General features: G+C 43.2%; 20 protein-coding genes. 13 read left to right on the top strand and 7 right to left on the bottom strand.

The window, feature by feature from the left end:
* Positions 1–105: 105 nt before the first annotated feature.
* Positions 106–990 carry a DUF481 domain-containing protein gene (locus AB4503_RS10470; protein ID WP_017071573.1) on the bottom strand — a complete coding sequence of 295 codons (885 nt, stop codon included), beginning with the start codon at positions 988–990 and terminating at the stop codon, positions 106–108.
* 176 nt (positions 991–1,166) lie between these two features.
* On the opposite strand from AB4503_RS10470, the gene AB4503_RS10465 reads away from it, so the two are divergent.
* The 3 genes from AB4503_RS10465 to AB4503_RS10455 are packed head-to-tail and all read left to right on the top strand — an operon-like array spanning position 1,167 to position 4,879.
* A complete protein-coding gene (locus AB4503_RS10465; protein ID WP_016767560.1) occupies positions 1,167–2,558 on the top strand; it encodes a replicative DNA helicase in 1,392 nt (463 codons plus the stop codon).
* Between the two features lie 6 nt (positions 2,559–2,564).
* The gene (gene alr / locus AB4503_RS10460) at positions 2,565–3,650 is read left to right on the top strand and encodes an alanine racemase (protein WP_017063183.1); all 1,086 of its coding nucleotides are present in this window, start codon (positions 2,565–2,567) and stop codon (positions 3,648–3,650) included.
* 23 nt (positions 3,651–3,673) lie between these two features.
* Positions 3,674–4,879, top strand: a complete 1,206-nt coding sequence (locus tag AB4503_RS10455; protein ID WP_017059937.1) for a BamA/TamA family outer membrane protein — start codon at positions 3,674–3,676, stop codon at positions 4,877–4,879.
* Positions 4,880–4,996: 117 nt separating this feature from the next.
* Here the strand turns inward: AB4503_RS10455 and AB4503_RS10450 are convergent, their stop codons facing one another.
* On the bottom strand, positions 4,997–5,416 hold the full coding sequence (locus AB4503_RS10450) for a secondary thiamine-phosphate synthase enzyme YjbQ (protein ID WP_017059938.1): 420 nt from the start codon (positions 5,414–5,416) through the stop codon (positions 4,997–4,999).
* Positions 5,417–5,742: 326 nt separating this feature from the next.
* Between AB4503_RS10450 and pgi the strand changes: the two genes are divergently transcribed.
* Positions 5,743–7,395: a glucose-6-phosphate isomerase gene (gene pgi / locus AB4503_RS10445; protein ID WP_372114548.1), complete on the top strand. Its 1,653-nt coding sequence runs from the start codon at positions 5,743–5,745 to the stop codon at positions 7,393–7,395.
* 153 nt (positions 7,396–7,548) lie between these two features.
* On the opposite strand, the gene AB4503_RS10440 is transcribed toward pgi, so the two are convergent.
* Both AB4503_RS10440 and zur read right to left on the bottom strand, forming a co-directional pair.
* Positions 7,549–8,010, bottom strand: coding sequence for a chemotaxis protein CheX (locus tag AB4503_RS10440; protein WP_004741271.1), 462 nt, complete (start codon positions 8,008–8,010; stop codon positions 7,549–7,551).
* 17 nt (positions 8,011–8,027) lie between these two features.
* On the bottom strand, positions 8,028–8,486 hold the full coding sequence (gene zur, locus AB4503_RS10435) for a zinc uptake transcriptional repressor Zur (RefSeq protein WP_017059941.1): 459 nt from the start codon (positions 8,484–8,486) through the stop codon (positions 8,028–8,030).
* Positions 8,487–8,733: 247 nt separating this feature from the next.
* Between zur and AB4503_RS10430 the strand changes: the two genes are divergently transcribed.
* The gene (locus AB4503_RS10430) at positions 8,734–8,913 is read left to right on the top strand and encodes a hypothetical protein (protein ID WP_372114546.1); all 180 of its coding nucleotides are present in this window, start codon (positions 8,734–8,736) and stop codon (positions 8,911–8,913) included.
* A complete protein-coding gene (locus AB4503_RS10425) occupies positions 8,913–9,068 on the top strand; it encodes a hypothetical protein (RefSeq protein ID WP_372114545.1) in 156 nt (51 codons plus the stop codon). The genes AB4503_RS10430 and AB4503_RS10425 overlap by 1 nt, the downstream gene beginning before the upstream one ends.
* A 127-nt stretch (positions 9,069–9,195) precedes the next feature.
* Here the strand turns inward: AB4503_RS10425 and AB4503_RS10420 are convergent, their stop codons facing one another.
* From AB4503_RS10420 to AB4503_RS10410, 3 genes are all read right to left on the bottom strand, one after another.
* Positions 9,196–10,050, bottom strand: coding sequence for a DUF4435 domain-containing protein (locus tag AB4503_RS10420; RefSeq protein ID WP_372114543.1), 855 nt, complete (start codon positions 10,048–10,050; stop codon positions 9,196–9,198).
* Complete coding sequence (locus AB4503_RS10415) at positions 10,040–11,404, bottom strand: AAA family ATPase (RefSeq protein ID WP_372114541.1); 1,365 nt, start codon at positions 11,402–11,404, stop codon at positions 10,040–10,042. The genes AB4503_RS10420 and AB4503_RS10415 overlap by 11 nt, the downstream gene beginning before the upstream one ends.
* A 179-nt stretch (positions 11,405–11,583) precedes the next feature.
* Positions 11,584–12,648 carry a tyrosine-type recombinase/integrase gene (locus AB4503_RS10410; RefSeq protein ID WP_372114539.1) on the bottom strand — a complete coding sequence of 355 codons (1,065 nt, stop codon included), beginning with the start codon at positions 12,646–12,648 and terminating at the stop codon, positions 11,584–11,586.
* Between the two features lie 104 nt (positions 12,649–12,752).
* Between AB4503_RS10410 and dusA the strand changes: the two genes are divergently transcribed.
* From dusA to AB4503_RS10375, 7 genes are all read left to right on the top strand, one after another.
* On the top strand, positions 12,753–13,757 hold the full coding sequence (gene dusA / locus AB4503_RS10405) for a tRNA dihydrouridine(20/20a) synthase DusA (protein WP_016796670.1): 1,005 nt from the start codon (positions 12,753–12,755) through the stop codon (positions 13,755–13,757).
* 206 nt (positions 13,758–13,963) lie between these two features.
* Positions 13,964–14,185, top strand: coding sequence for an envelope stress response protein PspG (gene pspG, locus AB4503_RS10400; RefSeq protein WP_017059950.1), 222 nt, complete (start codon positions 13,964–13,966; stop codon positions 14,183–14,185).
* Positions 14,186–14,320: 135 nt separating this feature from the next.
* On the top strand, positions 14,321–14,992 hold the full coding sequence (locus AB4503_RS10395; RefSeq protein ID WP_017059951.1) for a TIGR04219 family outer membrane beta-barrel protein: 672 nt from the start codon (positions 14,321–14,323) through the stop codon (positions 14,990–14,992).
* Between the two features lie 201 nt (positions 14,993–15,193).
* Positions 15,194–15,424, top strand: a complete 231-nt coding sequence (locus AB4503_RS10390) for a hypothetical protein (protein ID WP_004735813.1) — start codon at positions 15,194–15,196, stop codon at positions 15,422–15,424.
* Positions 15,425–15,547: 123 nt separating this feature from the next.
* The gene (locus tag AB4503_RS10385) at positions 15,548–17,413 is read left to right on the top strand and encodes an assimilatory sulfite reductase (NADPH) flavoprotein subunit (RefSeq protein ID WP_372114536.1); all 1,866 of its coding nucleotides are present in this window, start codon (positions 15,548–15,550) and stop codon (positions 17,411–17,413) included.
* Positions 17,413–19,140 carry an assimilatory sulfite reductase (NADPH) hemoprotein subunit gene (cysI, locus tag AB4503_RS10380; RefSeq protein ID WP_372114534.1) on the top strand — a complete coding sequence of 576 codons (1,728 nt, stop codon included), beginning with the start codon at positions 17,413–17,415 and terminating at the stop codon, positions 19,138–19,140. The genes AB4503_RS10385 and cysI overlap by 1 nt, the downstream gene beginning before the upstream one ends.
* Positions 19,133–19,909, top strand: a complete 777-nt coding sequence (locus AB4503_RS10375) for a phosphoadenylyl-sulfate reductase (RefSeq protein WP_017059954.1) — start codon at positions 19,133–19,135, stop codon at positions 19,907–19,909. The genes cysI and AB4503_RS10375 overlap by 8 nt, the downstream gene beginning before the upstream one ends.
* The last annotated feature ends 221 nt before the right edge of the window (positions 19,910–20,130 follow it).

Genomic DNA, 20,130 nt, shown 5'->3' with positions numbered 1-20,130 from the left:
ATATAGGAAAGTACAAGGAAGGGCTACAGTAGGTAAAAAGCTTACGGTGATCCATAAGCTGTTATTGCTGAACAAGTTGTTCTCAAGGTTAGAGGTGGCCTAAGATTAGAACTGGAAGAGCAAGTTGATCGATAGAACAGAGTCTTGTTTGCTTAAGCCTTCAGGCACTTTATCGTGGTACTGGCGAGAGTGAGCGATCTTCAGCGCGATATTGTCAGTAATATCGTTGATGGCTTCTAACTCAGTATCAAACTTTAGGTTACTGTGACCAGAGACAAGCGTCACGTCTGCCTTGAGCTGCAAATTCTTCAACACCTGCCATGACGTATTCACGTTGCCACGGAAAATTGCCTCTTCAACAATCTCTGGGAAGATGATGTCATCATCATCAATCTCATCAAGGTTCGGTTCTTGGTAACGAAAACCTGGTCCCACTTCGACTTCCAACACAAACTCTTCGGTATTCGAAAACTGGTAACCCAGACCACTCGAAATTGTGTAGTCCTTAAAGTAAGCACTGTATCTCGAGTCGACTCCTTTGAAACTGCCGTAAAGGTAGGTTTTAGGGCTTAACTTGTAGTCACTCTGAGCTGAGTAAGTCGATTGCCTTTTATCTTCTTCGCCATCTTTGTAGAGGTTGTAGTATTTCCATTCACCACTGGTTCTATGACGGCCAGCCGTGTACTCACCGTTAAGGCGTGCGTTAAGCGCTCGTGAATCAGAGTTACCAGTATGCGACTGATATCCAAATTCGACTTCCGTTTTTAGCGGGCTCGGTAGTTCTGTATCACTTGTATCACTCGGTGCGATATCCATATCTTTTTCTTCAGGTGTCGGTGCAACGACGATCGGCTCAGAAGTAGGTTCTGAAACTACTATAGAGTCGAGGATTGCATCAACAGAGTCTTTAGCATCATCAGCTAAGGCCATCGGAGCGCTCAGGAGACCAGTGCTTAGAAGACCAGTGCTCAGAGCCAATAATTTGGACACGCATACCTCTAGTTATACAGTGAGTGAATGGCAGGATCGTAATGCTACCCTTGGTTAATTCCGTCAGCAATAGGTAAATTCTTCCTGAAGAATAAAACAAACTCATAGGATCGGATTACAAACGGATGTTCTTGGGTATAATGAACGATCATTATTAGTTATTGAGTGTAGTCATAGTGGATACCAAAAGTCAGAAATCAGCCAACGATCAGGTGGACGCCATCAAGGTCCCGCCACATTCATTAGAAGCTGAGCAATCTGTTATTGGCGGTTTGTTATTAGATAACGAACGCTGGGATACAGTTGCCGAAAAGGTTGTGGCCAAAGACTTTTATAGCCGTCCTCACCGTCTGATCTTTGAAGCGGTAAAGGATATCCTTGAAGAAAGTTCTCCTCTGGATCTTATTACACTCTCTGAACATTTAGAGCTGCGTGAGCAACTTGAAGAAGTGGGTGGCTTTGCTTACCTTGCTGACTTAGCGAAAAACACACCAAGTGCCGCAAACATCAATGCGTATGCGGATATCGTAGCGCAACGTGCACTTGTTCGTAGCCTGATTGGTGTCGCGAATGAGATTGCTGATTCTGGTTATGACCCTCAAGGTCGTACATCGGAAGAGCTGGTTGATCTTGCTGAAAGTAAAGTCTTCGCGATTGCCGAAGGCCGTGCAAGTGAAAACGAAGGTCCACAAAACGTTGATAGCATTCTAGAGAAGACGCTAGAACGTATCGAGATCCTATACAAAACGCCGCAAGATGGTGTGACAGGTGTCGATACTGGCTTCAACGACCTCAACAAGAAAACAGCAGGTCTACAAGGCTCTGACTTAATTATTGTTGCTGCTCGTCCATCGATGGGTAAAACCACATTTGCGATGAACTTGTGTGAAAACGCGGCGATGAAGCAAGACAAACCGGTTTTAATCTTCTCGCTAGAGATGCCAGCCGAACAGCTGATGATGCGTATGCTTGCGTCACTTTCTCGCGTAGACCAAACCAAGATTCGTACTGGTCAGCTAGATGATGAAGATTGGGCTCGTATCTCGTCGAGTATGGGTATTCTGATGGATAAGAAGAATATGTATATCGATGACAGCTCGGGTCTAACGCCAACAGAAGTGCGTTCTCGTGCTCGACGTATCGCTCGTGAACACGATGGTATCTCTATGATCATGATAGATTACCTTCAATTAATGCGTGTACCTTCGTTATCTGATAACCGTACTCTTGAAATCGCCGAGATTTCTCGCTCATTGAAAGCGTTAGCAAAAGAGCTCAACGTTCCGGTTGTGGCACTTTCTCAGCTTAACCGTTCCCTAGAGCAACGTGCTGATAAGCGCCCAGTAAACTCGGATTTGCGTGAATCAGGTTCGATTGAGCAAGATGCCGATTTGATCATGTTCATCTATCGTGATGAGGTTTATAACCCAGATAGTTCCTTGAAAGGCATTGCTGAGATCATCCTTGGTAAGCAACGTAACGGTCCGATCGGTTCTGTTCGTCTTACGTTCCAAGGCCAACACTCCCGATTTGATAACTATGCAGGCCCTGCATTTGATGATGAGTAATCGCTAATGACTTACATGAAAGCGGCGACGGCGAGCATTGACTTAAACGCGCTCGAACATAACCTGAACCAGATAAAGTCGAAGGCTCCTCAGTGCAAGGTCATGTCTGTTGTGAAAGCCAATGGCTACGGACACGGCTTACTGCATATAGCCAAGCATTCAAAAAGCTCTGATGCTTTTGGTGTGGCGCGTATTGAAGAAGCGTTACAACTTCGTGCTGGTGGCATTGTTAAACCTATTTTGTTGCTGGAAGGATTTTACTCTTCGGGCGATTTGCCAATCTTGGTGACCAATAACATTCAAACGGTGGTGCATTGTGAAGAGCAATTAAGCGCGCTAGAGAATGCGGATTTGGAAACACCCGTTGTGGTATGGCTAAAAGTCGACAGTGGTATGCACCGATTAGGTGTTCGCCCTGAGCAATACCAAAACTTTGTTGAGCGTTTGCATCAATGTGCGAATGTTGCCAAACCTCTACGTTACATGAGCCACTTCGGTTGTGCTGATGAACTGGATAGAGCAACCACCGTTGAACAGACAGAGCTTTTCTTGTCGCTTACTGAAGGTTGTGAAGGGGAGCGTTCACTTGCTGCCTCTGCGGGTTTACTCGCTTGGCCAGACAGCCACCTTGATTGGGTTCGTCCGGGAATCATATCTTACGGTGTCTCTCCATTTGTTGATAAATCAGCGCAAGAGCTTGGATTTTTGCCTGTGATGACCCTGACCTCACACCTAATTGCCGTTCGCGATGTGAAAGCCGGTGAAAGTGTGGGTTATGGCGGAAACTGGACCAGTGAACGTGATACCAAGGTTGGTGTTATCGCGATTGGTTACGGTGATGGTTATCCTCGTACTGCACCTAACGGTACTCCAGTGTTCGTTAACGGTCGAAAAGTACCGATCGCAGGACGTGTATCAATGGACATGCTAACGGTTGATCTAGGCCCTGATGCGGCAGATAAAGTCGGCGATGAAGCGACTCTGTGGGGTAAAGGTTTACCTTCAGAAGAAGTGGCTGAACATATCGGCACTATCGCTTACGAGTTAGTCACTAAGCTGACTTCGCGTGTTGCGATGGAATATGTGAAGTAATCATGGATCTTGATAAGTAAATTATGTTCAAGCGAACGACTCGAAGCTGGCTAATGTCTGCAATGACATTACTCGGTGTCAGCTTTTCTTCTTCCGCTGTGAGTGAAGAAAAAGATTCAGCCTTTGTTCCTTTCTACTTCAGCACCGAAACCATGGGTAACACCTTTGGGGTTGCGGGTGTCGCAAAGGGTGTTTGGCAACCTCAAGCCGCTCTGTTTGGTATGGCACTCTATTCAGACAAAGACAGTTACGTCGGTTTTCTATCGGCTTTTAACTATGCCTTGTCTGAGAACGTATTGTTTAGCACTCAGATGTATCAAGCGCGCTTCAACGACAACCCGTATTACATTGGTTCTCAAGGCGATAATGATTCATCTATCGATGACAAAACCATTGCTGATGGCTTAGAGCAAAACTATCAGTTTGAGTTTAAGTATTTGCTACCTTGGGGCAACGTTGCAGAACACGGTTTACTCGGTGCTTTTCAGCCAATCAAAGATGTGAGCTTTGCTTCGCCAATCGAATCGGGTGTCAGTTCGATTCTATTTACGCCTTTTTATACTGCTCGTGAGTTGGAAGGTTTAAATAATACCGAGGAGGCAACAGGCTTTAGTTTGGCGTTTGATTGGGATAACCGTGATAGCACACGCAACCCGACCAGAGGTTCTCACACTAACCTTGAGTTCACCACTGGCGCAGAGAGTTGGTCTAACGATGACTTGTGGCTTAAGTGGACCTTCCAAAATAGCCAGTACTTTGCTTTAGGTCCTTTAGGGGACCTGTTCGATCAACAAGTTTTAGCATTTGATTTCTATACCGCTGACACGCCAACGTGGGATAACTGCTCTGGGCAAGATTGTGCTCGCCCACCAGAAACGGAGCAAGCTCGATTGGGGGGCTTGTATCGTTTACGAGGTTATACCGGAGGTCGTTATCACGGTCGCTCTGCAGTTCATTATTCTGCTGAGTACCGAGTACTTCCTGACTGGCAACCACTTGGCGATATCCCACTGATAAACTACTACGATTTGCCTTGGTGGCAATGGGTAGCGTTTGCTGAATTAGGGCGCGTTGCCGATGAGTACGACATCAAAACACTGCACTCGGACATGAAATGGAGCTTAGGTGGCGCGGTGCGTTTCCAAGTGGAAGGTATTGTTGTACGTGCTGAGTTGGCGCGAGGTGGTGACGAAGGGGCCTTTAGGGTTATGATAAACCAGCCCTTCTAAACCTTTCGGCCTACAGTAGGCCAAATACTATTTTTATAAGAGTGGTCGTGGAAACACACCACTCTTTTTTATTAACAAGATATTGTTTTTATTAAGGAGATCTTGTTTTCAAGCAGTCTACTCACCTTGCATCGTAGCAATCACAGTTCGGCTTCCACCACAATCTCGGTGCTCTCCTAAGTAAATACCCTGCCATGTTCCTAAAGCTAAACGACCATTGCTAATTGGTATTGTCACACTGGTGCCAAGTGTCGATGCTTTAATGTGGGCAGGCATGTCATCATCACCTTCATAGGTGTGTCTGTAGTAGGGCGCTCGCTCTGGGACAAACTTATTAAAGTGCGACTCCATATCGGTACGGACGGTAGGATCAGCGTTCTCGTTTAGCGTGAGGCTGGCAGAGGTATGTTGGATAAAAAGATGTAATAAACCAACAGATAGAGAATTGATATCGTGTATCTGTTGTTCAATTTCATCAGTAATGAGATGAAATCCACGCTTTCGTGCATTTAGGTGTATAGTCTTCTGAATCCACATACGCCATCCTTTATAATGTATTTGGAAAAAAAGTGGTTTAACGCTATCTTTTGAACTTGAATTTATCAGGTATCGCTCACATTTAATTATGTTAGAGCTAGAGTCTGTACCGATTCTTCTGTCAGGAAATCTAATCCTGATTTATCTCAAGGTACAGCTCTTCATATGCGGCATAATACGTCGTGAAAAAAAATTACAAAGAATCTTTCAGTGGTGACGCGGTTTGGTCATCACAGAAAAATATAAACTTTCGCCTAATCGGGGGTTCTATTCATCACCCAGGTGACGTTTAGAATAAAACCTACAGTAACATCGGGATAGATACCATGTTGAAAAATATCAACCCAACGCAAACACAAGCGTGGAAAGCTCTAACGGCACATTTTGAGTCTGCTCAAGATATGGATATGAAAGAGCTGTTTGCTCAAGATGCAAAGCGTTTCGAGAGCTTTTCTACTCGTTTCGGTTCTGACATCTTAGTGGATTACTCTAAGAACCTTATCGATGCTGAAACTATGCAGCACCTATTTGCTCTTGCGGACGAGACTGAAGTTAAGTCTGCAATCGAAGCAATGTTCGGTGGTGATGCAATCAACAAGACTGAAGGTCGTTCAGTACTTCACACTGCTCTACGTAACCGTAGCGACAAGCCAGTAATGGTTGACGGCAAAGACGTAATGCCAGCAGTTAACGCTGTACTAGCAAAAATGGAACTGTTCACACACCGCCTCGTTTCTGGTGAGTGGAAAGGTTACACAGGTAAAGAGATCACTGATGTAGTTAACATCGGTATCGGCGGTTCGGATCTTGGTCCATACATGGTGACTGAAGCACTAACGCCATACAAAACTCGCCTAAACATGCACTTCGTTTCTAACGTAGATGGCACTCACATCGTTGAGACACTTAAGCCTCTTAACCCAGAAACAACGCTATTCTTAGTGGCATCTAAAACATTCACGACTCAAGAAACAATGACTAACGCGCACTCTGCACGTGATTGGTTCTTGGCTGAAGCGGGTGACAACGCACACGTAGCTAAACACTTCGCAGCACTATCAACTAACGCAACTGCGGTCGCTGAGTTTGGTATTGATACTGACAACATGTTCGAATTCTGGGACTGGGTTGGTGGTCGTTACTCACTATGGTCTGCAATCGGTCTTTCTATCTCACTATCTGTTGGCTTCGATAACTTCGTTGAGCTACTAGAAGGTGCTCACGAGATGGATAACCACTTTGCTTCAACTGAGTTTGAAAGCAACATTCCAGTAATCCTTGCGCTTATCGGTATTTGGTATAACAACTTCCACGGCGCTGAGTCAGAAGCGATTCTACCTTACGACCAGTACATGCACCGTTTTGCGGCTTACTTCCAGCAAGGTAACATGGAATCAAACGGTAAGTTTGTAGACCGTGAAGGTAACCCAGTAGAGTACCAAACAGGTCCTATCATCTGGGGTGAACCAGGTACAAACGGCCAGCACGCGTTCTACCAACTGATTCACCAAGGCACTAAGCTGATCCCATCAGACTTCATCGCGCCTGCAATTAGTCACAACCCAGCATCTGATCACCACCAGAAGCTAATGTCTAACTTCTTTGCTCAAACTGAAGCACTAGCATTCGGTAAGACAAAAGAAACGGTAGAGGCTGAATTCCTAGCGGCTGGCAAAACTGCAGAAGAAGTGGCTGAGCTTGTACCTTTCAAAGTATTTGAAGGTAACCGTCCAACGAACTCTATTCTTGTTAAGCAAATCAACCCTCGCTCTTTAGGTAACCTAATCGCGATGTACGAGCACAAGATCTTCGTTCAAGGCGTTATCTGGAACATCTTCAGCTTCGACCAGTGGGGTGTAGAACTTGGTAAGCAACTAGCAAACCAAATTCTTCCTGAGCTTGCTGACGATGCTCAAGTAACGTCTCACGACAGCTCAACTAACGGTCTAATCAACGCATTTAAAGCGCTTAAAGCTTAATTGAGTTGATAGCACCAAAAAAACGCCAACCTTCGGGTTGGCGCTTTTGTATCTGTATAGCAAGCATTGGTTAAATCGCAGGTAATAAAAAAGGCTGGCATGATGCCAACCTTCTTTGATTTGATACTCAGTACTGCTAGAAATAAACAGCTGTTATTCGAAACAGATCTCGATGAAGGCATTACCCCACTGAGATGAGAAAGGCATAATGATGATTGCGCCTTCGCATTTGTGACGAATAGTGTGGCCTTTACCCGAAACCACAATCGGTGTTGCCATGTCGAAGTCGAAGCCGCTTTCCGCAAGAATACGTTTTGCACCGCCCGTTACCATGTTGGTGATCTCACCAACCATGTCGGTTACTTCTTCGTTCAAACCGTTTGGTCGCTCACCCAGCATGTTTTCCATGATTTCTAGAGCCAGACCTTCATCAAAGGTAATCGACATTGAACCACGAGATTGTGGACCAACCATACCGATTAAACCAGAGACATCACCACGAGCAATTTCATCTTTCTTAACTCTTGGTTTTTGTGGCTTCAATTCTAGAGAAGCCATCGTTTTTAGAACGTTCATCAAAGAAGCTAAAAACGGGTTTACAAATTCAGCGCGCATAATGTTCTTCTATAATCTTATTCTTTCATCTCGGAGGAGCAAGATTGGCAAATGCCATGCGATTCAATGACATGATTCGTCAATTGAAAGCCATGCTTCTCAGCGTTACTGGCGAGTAGGGTGACAAGCGCATCGTCCTGCAGTTCTATCACAGTGCCACATTTATCGCAGATCAGTAGTTGGGAGAAATGTTTGTTGGCATTGCAAGAGCAGCAGCATATGAAGCTATTGGTTGACTCAACTCTGTGAATGAAACCTTGCTCCAACAAGAAATCCAAAGCGCGATATACTGTAGGTGGCTTGGCTTGCGGTTCACTGACTTTCAACTGCTCTAATAATTCATAAGCACTGGAGGCTTTTTTATTAGAGAGGATGAGCTCAAACACTCGCTTTCTTTGAGGTGTTAATCTAACGCCTCGCGATGCGCATATCCCTTCAACTTGCTCTATTAATGTGTGGTCCAAATTTTTCACCATTCAATCGGACATCCCTAATCAAACCTTATTTCTAGGTTACTACGTTTTGGGAGCCAATGATTTCTATTAAAGTCAGGTACAGAGCGTATTGTGACCCACGACTTTGAATAAGACAAGGTAACTCAAAATGACAGTGTGACTCAAGGCATAACTGATTAATGAGGTTGAATTAGAGATCTGGTGAATAGGTTTATAAAAAAATGTGCAATAAGGTGCTTTTAATAAAAAGCTTTCAATCGACATTGGCTTGTCATCGACTAAGAAAGGTTTAGCGTTACTGGGTGCGGGAGCTGCTTTGGTATCTGGTCACCCTGAACTTATCACCGCTAGCGTATCGGCAGACGGTGTTCAATTCGGTGGCATTATTGGCGCAAGTGCTCCAATAGTATTTGGCCTATGGGAAACCCTACGCAACGAGTTCAAGTAATGGCAGAGTATCAAACAATAATTGTTGCTGTCGTTACTGCCTTGTCTAGCGGAGTAGGTGTGGGTATCACACTCAAAACGGACATCGATTGGATCAAGAAAGTCCAACATGACCAAGAACAGCGGATTCGTAAACTGGAGGATAGCCATGACTAGACGATGGCGAAAGCCAATAGACAACTGAAAAAAAGATATACGATTATAAATCGCAGAGTGGTGCGATAGGATGTTTTTCGTGTCCCCCTTGAGTAAAGGTTACCAATTCCATCTGGTAACCTTTTTGCTATTTACTATAGATATAATCTGGCAATCGAGCCATGGATTCAAGGTTGCAAATATTAGCAATTCTTAACTTCAAAGAGAGGTTGGGAGCTTTGATGTTGACCAATTTTTTGCATCTCATCATCAATAGAGGCATTAAGATATCTTTACCGGAGACTATCGAAAGCAGAGATTCTTCATCATGGTTAACTAAAGCAGATATTTCTGCTCTGGTGGAATCGTAAAGCGCTTGACCTGCAATCGCGATAGTTTCTTGTTTTACATCTTGAATTCGTTTAGTCACCTTCGCGTAATCTAACTCTCCTGTGTTAGAGGATACTAAACCTGAATATCCAAATGCCACAGTCTGTACTGTAGGGGCAATTCTTTTCGCGACACCATATTCAACAAATAAGTCTACTAGGTTAGTTGTGACTGCGTTGACCCAAGCATCGTAATCAAATAAATTCTCTAGTCTTTCTAATGATTTATCAGGGTCTTCTTCTTCCATAATTGAGAGTAGTGAAATCTTACATATTAGATGATTTTCTATACAATACCTTGGGAGTACAAATAGGCCGTTTAGGTTTGTATTATCAACCTCTCCCGCCAAAAGGTATAGGTCTCCATCTACGATGTATATACGGGCTCTACTTCTAGTGCCTTGATCTGCTCGACAAGCATTTAAAACTTCTGTCCTCCCACCTAATGGGAATACGTTCTCTATTTTGAAGCGACCACCTAATATACGCTGAAGGATTTTTTCAAATAACTTCTTATATCCTTTAGCTGTATCTTCAATGAAGACATCTATCTCATTGTAATCATCAAAAAACGTTGCTTTCGCAACTTTTGCTTTTAAATTTCTATTCAACATTGCTCTTGATGACCTTTCTTACTTTCTTACATTTGTTTGTCAGTTCTCCAACGATATCGGGGGAGTGAGTAGCCAAAATGAACTGTGTTTCAGGACTAGTTTCTAGAATGATTTCTGAAAACATTTCTTGCCATCTCATATGTAAAGAAAGCTCAGGTTCATCAATGATGATTACACTCTTTTTCGGAGATAGGGAGTTCCTAAATTTATTAAACAAGACGTTTGCAATAATGATTAATAATTGACGTTCGCCAGACGAGAGACAGTCGACGTTATAGGCTAGCTTACGATTATTTATATGAACCATGATCCTGCCTACAGGGTCAATACTGATTCTTTTCTCTGAGTCGATGAAAAACTTGTTTATGGTTGAAGCAAATTCATTAACTGGTTTGTAGATATCTTGGATTTTCTGATCATAAGAGTCTATTACATCAACTAGCTCTGATATACGCTTGATTTGAGCTTGGTTCATAAGCCAGTTGAGGCTGAAGCCTGCATCGTCACCGGATGTTTTTAGCTCGTATAATAGCTTTTCTAAACTATCAAAGAATGAATCTACTTCAGTTGAGAGAGAGTCATCGACACTTACTATTTTTCTGAGTGCTCGATTAATTTCAGCTTTTTTATTGATCAGCTGGTTTGCTTGCATCCACTTTTTATCTTGAGTAGTAAGATCTTCAGGATTAAACGAGGAAAACTTGAAGGATGAACGAAGAATACTATCTCTTAATACCCCCCCTTGTTTCTCTTCTAAATTCCTTATTCCCTTGTAAGAATCTTGAATCATTAGCTGGGTTTCTAGTAAGGCATTGCCGAGCAAACCTTTAACAATACTACGATGACGATTTGGAGAGATAAATGCTTCTCTGAAAGCTCTTGGGGATGGTGTGTTCCCGTTGCCATTTTTTCTATCTACACCTAAAAATATTGGTGTTGGCAACTTTCTAATTTTATTAAATACAGGGTTGTCAGAGAGTGCATCTAACTCTAAAGATAGATTTTCATTCCGCTCTACATCGTAGTGTATTAAGTCTCTTTGTAGATGATCCGGAAAGATAAATGTGTGTTTTTCACCATCATAACTTGCAGCGTATTCGTTAGATTTTTTGCTAGTCCTAACAAACTCTATCGTTCTTGGTTTTCCATTTCTTTCAACTCTTAGACTACATGACTCGAAAGATATGGATATTAAGTCAATGAGGCTAGGAGAGAGCAAAGCTTTAATCATCTTTATTGCGGTAGTTTTACCTGAGCCATTTGAACCTATCAGGAAGTTTACATCTCTATTAAAATCAATATCAAAGTCCATGTAATCATGTACTTTCTTAGCACTGAAACTAAGTAATCTCATTTGATTCTCCGAAGTGGAATTTATGTGCGTATGTAAATAGCAATTTAACTCATATCAATTATCTGAGGAGGATATCAAACTCTTTAGAGTGGAATCATAAAAATGTTTAATTAAAACAATTGAATTTATTTGTTTTGAGACTTATATGAGGCTCATTGACCAACTATTGGTTACAGAGGTTACCTTCTATGAAGGTTTTGAGGAAAAAGCTGAGTATAAACTTGCCACAAGATATTCAAGTTTCTATGCCCAGTGACCTGAGCCACTTCTTCAATTGAATAGCCCTTTTCAAAGAGACGACTAGCCCCTTCTCTTCTTAAGTCGTGGTACCTCAAATCTTCGATACCTAACTCGTTCCTAACTCTCTGAAATCCTGCGCTAACACTTCGTGAGTTGTACGGGAAAATAAGCTCACCTTTGTTCGGTTGTTTAAGTGCGATCTCAAATGACTCGCCAAGTAACGGAACAATCATGTGATTCCCTTCTTTCTTCCTTGGGTCTTTTCTGTCTCTGACGAGTATCGTTTTATGTTCTTGGTTGAGGTCTTCCCAACGCAGCTTGCAGACTTCACCAATTCGCATACAAGTCAGAATGCTGAATTCAAGAATGTCAGTGAATGGGATTCGAGTTGTGCCGTTTGGCCTAAAAGACTCGCGTTGCTCTAATCCAAGCTTTAAGAGTTTCAGTTCTTCAGAAGTAGGTCGGCGTGTTCGTTTCTGACTTTTACCAACTAACCCCATATCAATCAAAACAGGCACCGCTTCATCAAATATTTGGTGATTGGTATCGATGTTGAAGACAGGCTTAGACTTTTTCATTACAGAACGCAGGTAAGCAATATCATGATAAATCGTTGCGGGTTTGGCTCCTGCGCCTCTTCTATTTTTACAGTGCTTGATTAAGTCGCTAGTTCGTAGTTGATTACTCTCAACTTGGGCGATGTCGCAATCCCTAAGCATTTTAATAACGTAGCGTTTTGTGCGGCCTGTATTGTCCCAGAGATCACGCTCAGCCATGAACAAATCGAGGAGTACCGAAAGGGGGACTGTTTTTGGCTGATTGAGTACCCCTTGAGCTTCTAGTTCAGCTACCCTTTTTTTACCGAAAGCTTTAGCGAGTGCTTTCTTTTTTAGAGTTTTGCTTTCCCTGTGTATAATGCGCGAATTCTTTTTAACGATGATTGTTACCTTGAACCTTGGTTCACCGCTTTTTAGCTTTCTGGTCTCGATGGTATAACTTGCCATTGTCCAACTCCTAAAGGGGTACTTGAGGGGTACTACAGGAAGTAATTCCGTTTAATTCTAGGTAATTAACTGTATGTTTGTACAGTATTAATTGAGGCTGAATCATGACAAACACTAATAAAACCAGTAAATACGCTAGTAACCGACTTTCTGTTGCACCCATGCTCGATTGGACTGACCGCCACTGTCGTTACTTTCACCGTTTGCTTTCTCAGCAGACTCTTCTGTACACGGAAATGGTAACAACGGGCGCGATCTTACATGGTAAGGGCGACTTCCTAGAATATAACGAGCAAGAACATCCTCTTGCACTTCAACTCGGTGGTTCAAACCCGGTTGATCTTGCTGCTTGTGCCAAGCTTGCTGGTGAACGCGGTTATGATGAAGTGAATCTTAACGTAGGTTGCCCTTCAGACCGAGTTCAGAATGGTCGATTTGGTGCATGCTTGATGGCTGAGCCCGAGTTGGTGGCAGATTGTGTTTCAGCGATGAAAGAAGTCACTGATATTCCAATTACCGTGAAAACGCGTATCGGTATCGATGACCAAGACTCTTATGAGTTTCTAACTAAGTTTGTTTCGACGGTTTCTGAAAAAGGTGGCTGTGAGCAATTTACTATTCACGCGCGTAAAGCGTGGTTGAGTGGCCTTAGCCCGAAAGAGAACCGTGAGATCCCACCGCTAGATTACGATCGTGCATACCAAATCAAGAAAGATTTCTCTGATCTGGTGATTGCCGTGAATGGTGGCGTTACTACTCTTGAGCAAACTAAAGAGCACTTGCAACACCTTGATGGTGTGATGATTGGTCGTGAGGCTTACCATAGCCCATTTATTTTGGCTGAAGTTGATCAACAGATCTTTGGTTTAGACACACCAATTAAGAAGCGCTCACAGGTTGTCGAAGAGATGTACCCGTACATCGAGCGTGAACTTTCAAATGGCGCAAGTTTAGGTCACATCTCTCGTCACATGCTTGGTTTGTTTCAAAGCATGCCTGGTGCAAGACAATGGCGTCGCTACATCAGTGAAAACGCACATAAGAAAGGTGCAGGTATTGAAGTGATGCAAACAGCATTGGCTAAGATCCCTAAAGAGCTAAATGTTTAAGCTCCCTCTAAGTTAAAAACTTAAGGTTAAATTCGCCACTAGAGGCTAAATTTACCACTGTAAGTTTCTGAAAAGCCACGCATGAAGATGTGTGGCTTTTTATTTATCTGATAAATAAGGGTTTTATTGGTTTGGCACACTTGGTATGGAAGCTGCAATGTTAGAAAGTAGGAAAGATAGGTCATTAACTCATTAGGGAGACCATTATGTTTGAATTAATCTTTGTTCTTATTTTCGTCGCAACTCTACTTGTCACTGGTATCACGTTTATGACGGTATTGGCTGCAACCGGAGTAGCGTTATTAGTCATGTTGGTCTTAGGTATGATGGGCGTCGTGTTTAAGTTACTGCCTTGGTTGATCGTGATTGCAATCGGTGTGTGGTTTTTCAAAAATTTTGTACACAGTTCTAACCAGAGACGTTACTAAGGTCATCGTGCCGTCAAATCTTTACTCGTCAGCGGTTTATCGTTTTAGAATTTAAGATGTGTGGTAGAATTTTCCCCAATAATCTATGAATGTGCATACAATTAGCACTACGATATGGAATTGGAGCTATCTCAAATGAATAAAATGCCATTAATTGCTTTAGTGGGAATGCTATCTTTAAGCTCGGCAGTGTCTGCTGAAGAAGAGTTTTCTTACACGGCTAAAGTCGGTGCCGATATGTGGTGGGGAAGTACAAAGCTAAACGAAGTTAGACAAGATGACGATTCTAACTCACCTTCGTTGTATTTCGCATTTGAGCATAATGCCCCGATGCTACCAAACGCTAGCTTTCGCTATACTTCTGTTGATGCAGATTCATTGGCTTTCGATAAGTACGATTACACCTTCTATTACACGTTGTTAGATCACAAGCTGATGAACTTCGATGCGGGTGTGACGTTTACTCAATACTCAAACTCGAATTACATTGAACCAAAAGCAACAGGTGCGAAAACATCGACGTTTGATGAGTTCACGTGGAGCTTCTACGGTAACGCAGAGATCAATGTGCCGGACACCAACTTCGATATCATTGGTACGATGGAGTTCGGTGATAGCAGTGGTATTAAGAGCACTGACTTGATGGCGGGTGTTCAGTACCGAATCCCTGTATCAGAATCTGAAATTGCCCTGCGTGGTGGTTACCGTGTTATCGATTTAGATTCGGATGAGTTCTTTAGCTCAGAACTAGGTAAGAGCTTTGTTATGGTCGATGGCTGGTTTGCTGGTGCTGAAGTGCGCTTCTAGGCCATATAAAGCAAATTTAGAGCGAATTTTAAGAACGCCACTTTATTAAGTGGCGTTTTTTATATCTATTGGTTACTTGAGTATATATCTTTCTGGAATTAGTTAGCACATTCATCACTTTCGACCATCCTTAATACAGAGAGCCAATTTGCGTCTATTCTTATAAGGTCTATGTAGTGAGGTCAAAGCAAGGGATGGAATATGACACTCAATGAATTACGAAATTTATATAGAGAAAACCTGTTAGTTGAAGCTATCATAGAGCCCTCAATTCAAGAAGGGTCTTGGGTTGTGGAGTTTCGCCATATGGGAGGTGGCTTTGTTCTGCTTACTGATGTTCATGGTGAAGAATGTCATTACGCGGATTTAGACTTGGCATCTAAGTCGGCAATGGCGGTTGGCTTTCAGCAAGTACGCATTGAAAACCAGTAAGACAATTTACGTTTCAATCGGTTTTTACTTCCAAAAAGTTATAAAACATACTTTTCTATTCTTTCTTGTTATTAAAAGGAGTGGTTAATCTATCGTCACGCAATGATTAGGGATGTCGTGACCATGTCTTTAAATAAGAAAGAGTCTTCACAAAATAATAATGCACAGTCTGGGGCTAATGAGTTACCTGGGCTAGCAGCACCACTTAATGACCAACAATTGGGTCATCTTCAGCAAACTGTTTCTGAACTGTCTTCACAGCAACTGGCATGGGTCAGTGGTTACCTTTGGGGAGTGAGCCAAGCTCAGTCTGTCGGTGCTGCTGCGCCAATCGCTCAAGCGGCCGCTGCAGTAGCGGCTAAGCCAGCGGGTAAGCTCAGCATTATCTTCGCTTCTCAAACCGGTAATGCTAAAGGCGTCGCTGAATCGCTAGAGGCAGAAGCAAAAGCCTTAGGTATCGCCGTCGAGCTTTTCGATGCGAGTGATTATAAAGGTAAGAACCTAGCCAAAGAGACACACGTCATTTTCGTCGCTTCAACCAATGGTGAGGGCGAAGCCCCTGATAACGCGATTGAGTTGCATGAATTCCTTCAATCGAAGAAAGCGCCAAAATTATCAAACCTACAATACGGTGTGATTGGTTTAGGTGACTCAAGCTATGAGTTCTTCTGCCAAACGGCTAAAGACTTCGATAACTTCCTCGCTAAGCTTGGTGCGAAATCGTTTGTCGATCGCCTTGATTGTGATGTTGATTACGAAGAGTCAGCAACGGAATGGCGCGCTAAAGCGTTATCACAAGTTCAAGAAACGCTATCGACAGGCACTGAAGCCGATGTGGTTCAATTACCAGTCGGTCAAGCGGCCGCCGGTCATTCGCAATACACCAAACAAAATCCATATACAGCGACACTATTAACCAGTCAAAAGATCACGGGTCGTGACTCGGGTAAAGATGTTCGTCATATCGAGATTGATCTTGATGAGTCGGGCATTACCTACCAACCCGGCGATGCGCTAGGCGTATGGTATGAAAACAGTTCAGAACTCGCAAATCAGATTCTTTCTAAGGTTGGGTTATCGGGTATCGAAAGTGTCGATGTCGATGGTGAGAATCTATCTATCCATAGTGCGCTAGTGAGTAAATTTGAGATTACCACTTCAAACCCTCAACTTGTGACTAAGTTTGCTGAGTTATCGGGCAGCAAGAAGTTAATCAAGCTGGTGGAAGATAAAGACAAGCTTCGTGAATACGCGGGTAATACTCAAGTTGTCGATGTTTTAGCTGAGAAGAAAACTAAGCTATCGGCTGATGAGTTAATTGGCCTGTTACGTAAGCTGACACCGCGTCTCTATTCTATTGCATCAAGCCAAGCAGAAGTTGATGAAGAAGTTCACTTGACGGTTGGTTTGGTTGAATACCAAAAAGGCGAAGAGTCTCGTTTAGGCGGAGCTTCTAGCTTCTTAGCTCAACGTCTTGAAGAGGGTGGTGAAGTGAAGGTGTTTGTTGAGAACAACAATAACTTCAAATTACCACAAGACGACAATACACCAATCATCATGGTCGGCCCGGGTACCGGTATCGCACCGTTCCGCAGTTTTGTTCAAGAGCGTGAAAATAATGATGCTGAAGGAAAAAGCTGGTTGTTCTTTGGTGACCGTACCTTTACTCAAGATTTCTTATACCAAGTTGAATGGCAAAAGTACCTCAAGTCTGGCGCGCTAACTAAGCTCGATGTTGCCTTTAGCCGTGACCAAAAAGAAAAGGTTTATGTTCAGGATCGTTTAATCGAACAAGCAGAGCAGGTGTGGCAATGGCTGCAAGAGGGCGCGTACCTCTATGTCTGTGGCGATGCGACTCGAATGGCTAAAGATGTTCATGAAGCGTTAGTTTCGATAGCGGAAAAGCATGGCAACCAGAGCCGCGAGCAAGCTGAACAATATATTAATGATTTACGTAAAGCGAAACGTTACCAAAGGGATGTGTACTAATGAGCAAGCAAGTAATAGAGCAAGAAGTGCTAGGTCAAGTACTTGGACCTTTGGCTGACAATGAGCGTCTTAAGCGTGAAAGTAATAACCTACGCGGTACGATTGAACAAGATCTCCAAGACCGCATAACAGGTGGCTTTACTGCTGATAACTTTCAGTTGATTCGTTTCCACGGTATGTATCAACAAGACGACCGTGATATTCGTAACGAACGTACCAAACAAAAGCTCGAACCGTTACATAACGTCATGCTTCGTGCTCGTATGCCTGGTGGCATCATTACCCCTAAGCAGTGGTTGGCGATTGATAAGTTCGCAGACGAAAGTACCTCTTACGGTTCAATTCGTCTAACAACTCGTCAAACGTTTCAGTTCCACGGTGTCTTGAAGCCGAACATTAAGTTGATGCACCAAACGCTAAATAGCATTGGCATTGATTCAATTGCGACAGCGGGTGATGTAAACCGAAATGTTCTATGTACGACAAACCCGGTTGAATCTGAACTTCATCAAGAAGCTTACGAGTGGGCGAAAAAGATCAGTGAACATCTATTACCGAAGACTCGTGCTTATGCAGAAATCTGGTTAGATGGTGAAAAACTAGAAACAACGGATGAAGAACCTATCCTTGGTAGCAACTACCTACCGCGTAAGTTCAAGACGACGGTTGTCATTCCTCCGCAAAATGATGTGGACGTCCATGCTAACGATCTTAACTTTGTTGCTATTGCTGAAGACGGAAAGCTGGTGGGCTTTAATGTGTTAGTCGGTGGCGGTCTTGCTATGACACATGGTGATACCTCTACTTATGCACGTAAAGCTGACGACTTTGGTTTTGTGCCATTAGATAAAACGTTAGATGTAGCAGCGGCGGTGGTAACGACTCAGCGTGACTGGGGTAACCGTTCAAACCGTAAGAATGCAAAAACCAAATACACACTAGACCGTGTTGGTATTGATGTATTCAAAGCAGAAGTAGAAAAGCGTGCAGGCGTAGAATTTTCTGAAAGCCGTCCTTATGAGTTTACTGGCCGTGGTGATCGCATTGGTTGGGCGGAAGGCATTGATGGTAAGCACCACTTGGCGTTATTCATCGAGAATGGTCGTTTACTTGATTTTCCGGGTAAAGCTCTGAAAACAGGTGTTGCTGAAATAGCGAAGATCCACAAAGGTGACTTCCGCATGACTGCAAACCAAAACCTAATTGTTGCGGGTGTGTCGACGAGTCAAAAGGCCAAGATTGAAAAACTGGCGCGTCAATATGGCTTGATGGATGATGCTGTTTCAGAGCAACGTAAAAACTCAATGGCGTGTGTGGCTTTCCCAACATGTCCTTTAGCAATGGCAGAAGCTGAGCGCTTTCTTCCTGAGTTTGTAACGGATGTTGAAGACATTCTGAAAAAACATGGATTACCAGAAGAAGATAACATCATCCTTCGAATCACAGGTTGTCCAAACGGTTGTGGTCGTGCAATGTTGGCTGAGCTTGGTTTAGTCGGCAAGGCTCCGGGGCGTTACAACATGCACTTAGGTGGCAACAAAGCCGGAACTCGTATCCCTAAGATGTATAAAGAGAACATCACTTCAGCTCAGATCTTAGAAGAGATTGATTCGCTGGTGGGACGTTGGGCTACGGAACGTAACGACAATGAAGGGTTCGGTGATTTTACAATCCGAGCTGCCATCATCGAAGAGGTGATAATTTCAAAGAGGGATCTGCATGCATAATTCTGTCGCTTCAAAACTGAAGTTAGCAGAGCTACTCGCATTGACTAAGACGGAGCAAATACTTCGTCTTGGACAAATCAACGCAGAGTTAGAGCAGCTAACCGCATTAGAAAGAGTTAAGTGGGCTTTAGATAATTTAGAAGGGACACATGTTGTGTCTTCTAGTTTCGGAATCCAAGCAGCATTGATGTTGCACCTAGTGACCCAAGCAAAACCAGATATTCCGGTTATTTTGACTGACACAGGGTATCTATTTCCGGAGACCTATCGCTTTATTGATGAGTTAAGTCAGAAGTTGACTCTAAACCTTCAAGTCTTTCGCGCCCAACAGAGCCCTAATTGGCAAGAAGCGCAATATGGAAAACTTTGGGATCAAGGTATAGAAGGGATAGAGAAGTACAACAAGCTTAATAAAGTTGAACCGATGAGAAGAGCGTTGGATGAGCTCGAGGCTGGGACATGGTTTTCCGGTTTAAGAAGAGAGCAATCTCAATCGCGTGCAAATTTGCCAATCTTATCTATCCAAAATGGTGTGTTTAAATTTTTGCCGGTAATCGATTGGACGAATAAAGATGTTCACTATTACCTAGAAGAGCATGGTCTCGGTTATCACCCGCTTCGAGAGCAGGGTTACCTTTCTGTTGGAGATACACATACAACTAAGAAGTGGGAACCGGGTATGACTGAAGAGGAAACTCGTTTTAATGGGTTGAAACGCGAATGTGGTCTCCATGAAGATGATGGAGAGCAATATGGTTCTGGGATTTAGACTCGTTGCCATTTAAAAAGCTGCCATGAGGCAGCTTTTTTTGTTTTCTAGGATGAAAATCAGAGCAATTGTGGATAAGTCTGTGGTTATTTTGTAAGTACTCTGTAGTTAAACTTGCACAAATAAGGCTTTGAGTGTTTATTCGCCATGTAATCGTTATTTTTGCATCTTTCTTTAATAAACACTTGCCAATGTGATGAACATCTCTATAATGCCGCCTC

The sequence above is a fragment of the Vibrio sp. 10N.222.55.B11 genome, from assembly GCF_041473705.1.
Taxonomy (GTDB): Bacteria; Pseudomonadota; Gammaproteobacteria; order Enterobacterales; family Vibrionaceae; genus Vibrio; species Vibrio crassostreae_C.
The sequence above is the reverse complement of the archived record's forward strand: the minus strand, read 5'-3'. Positions and strand labels throughout refer to the sequence as shown.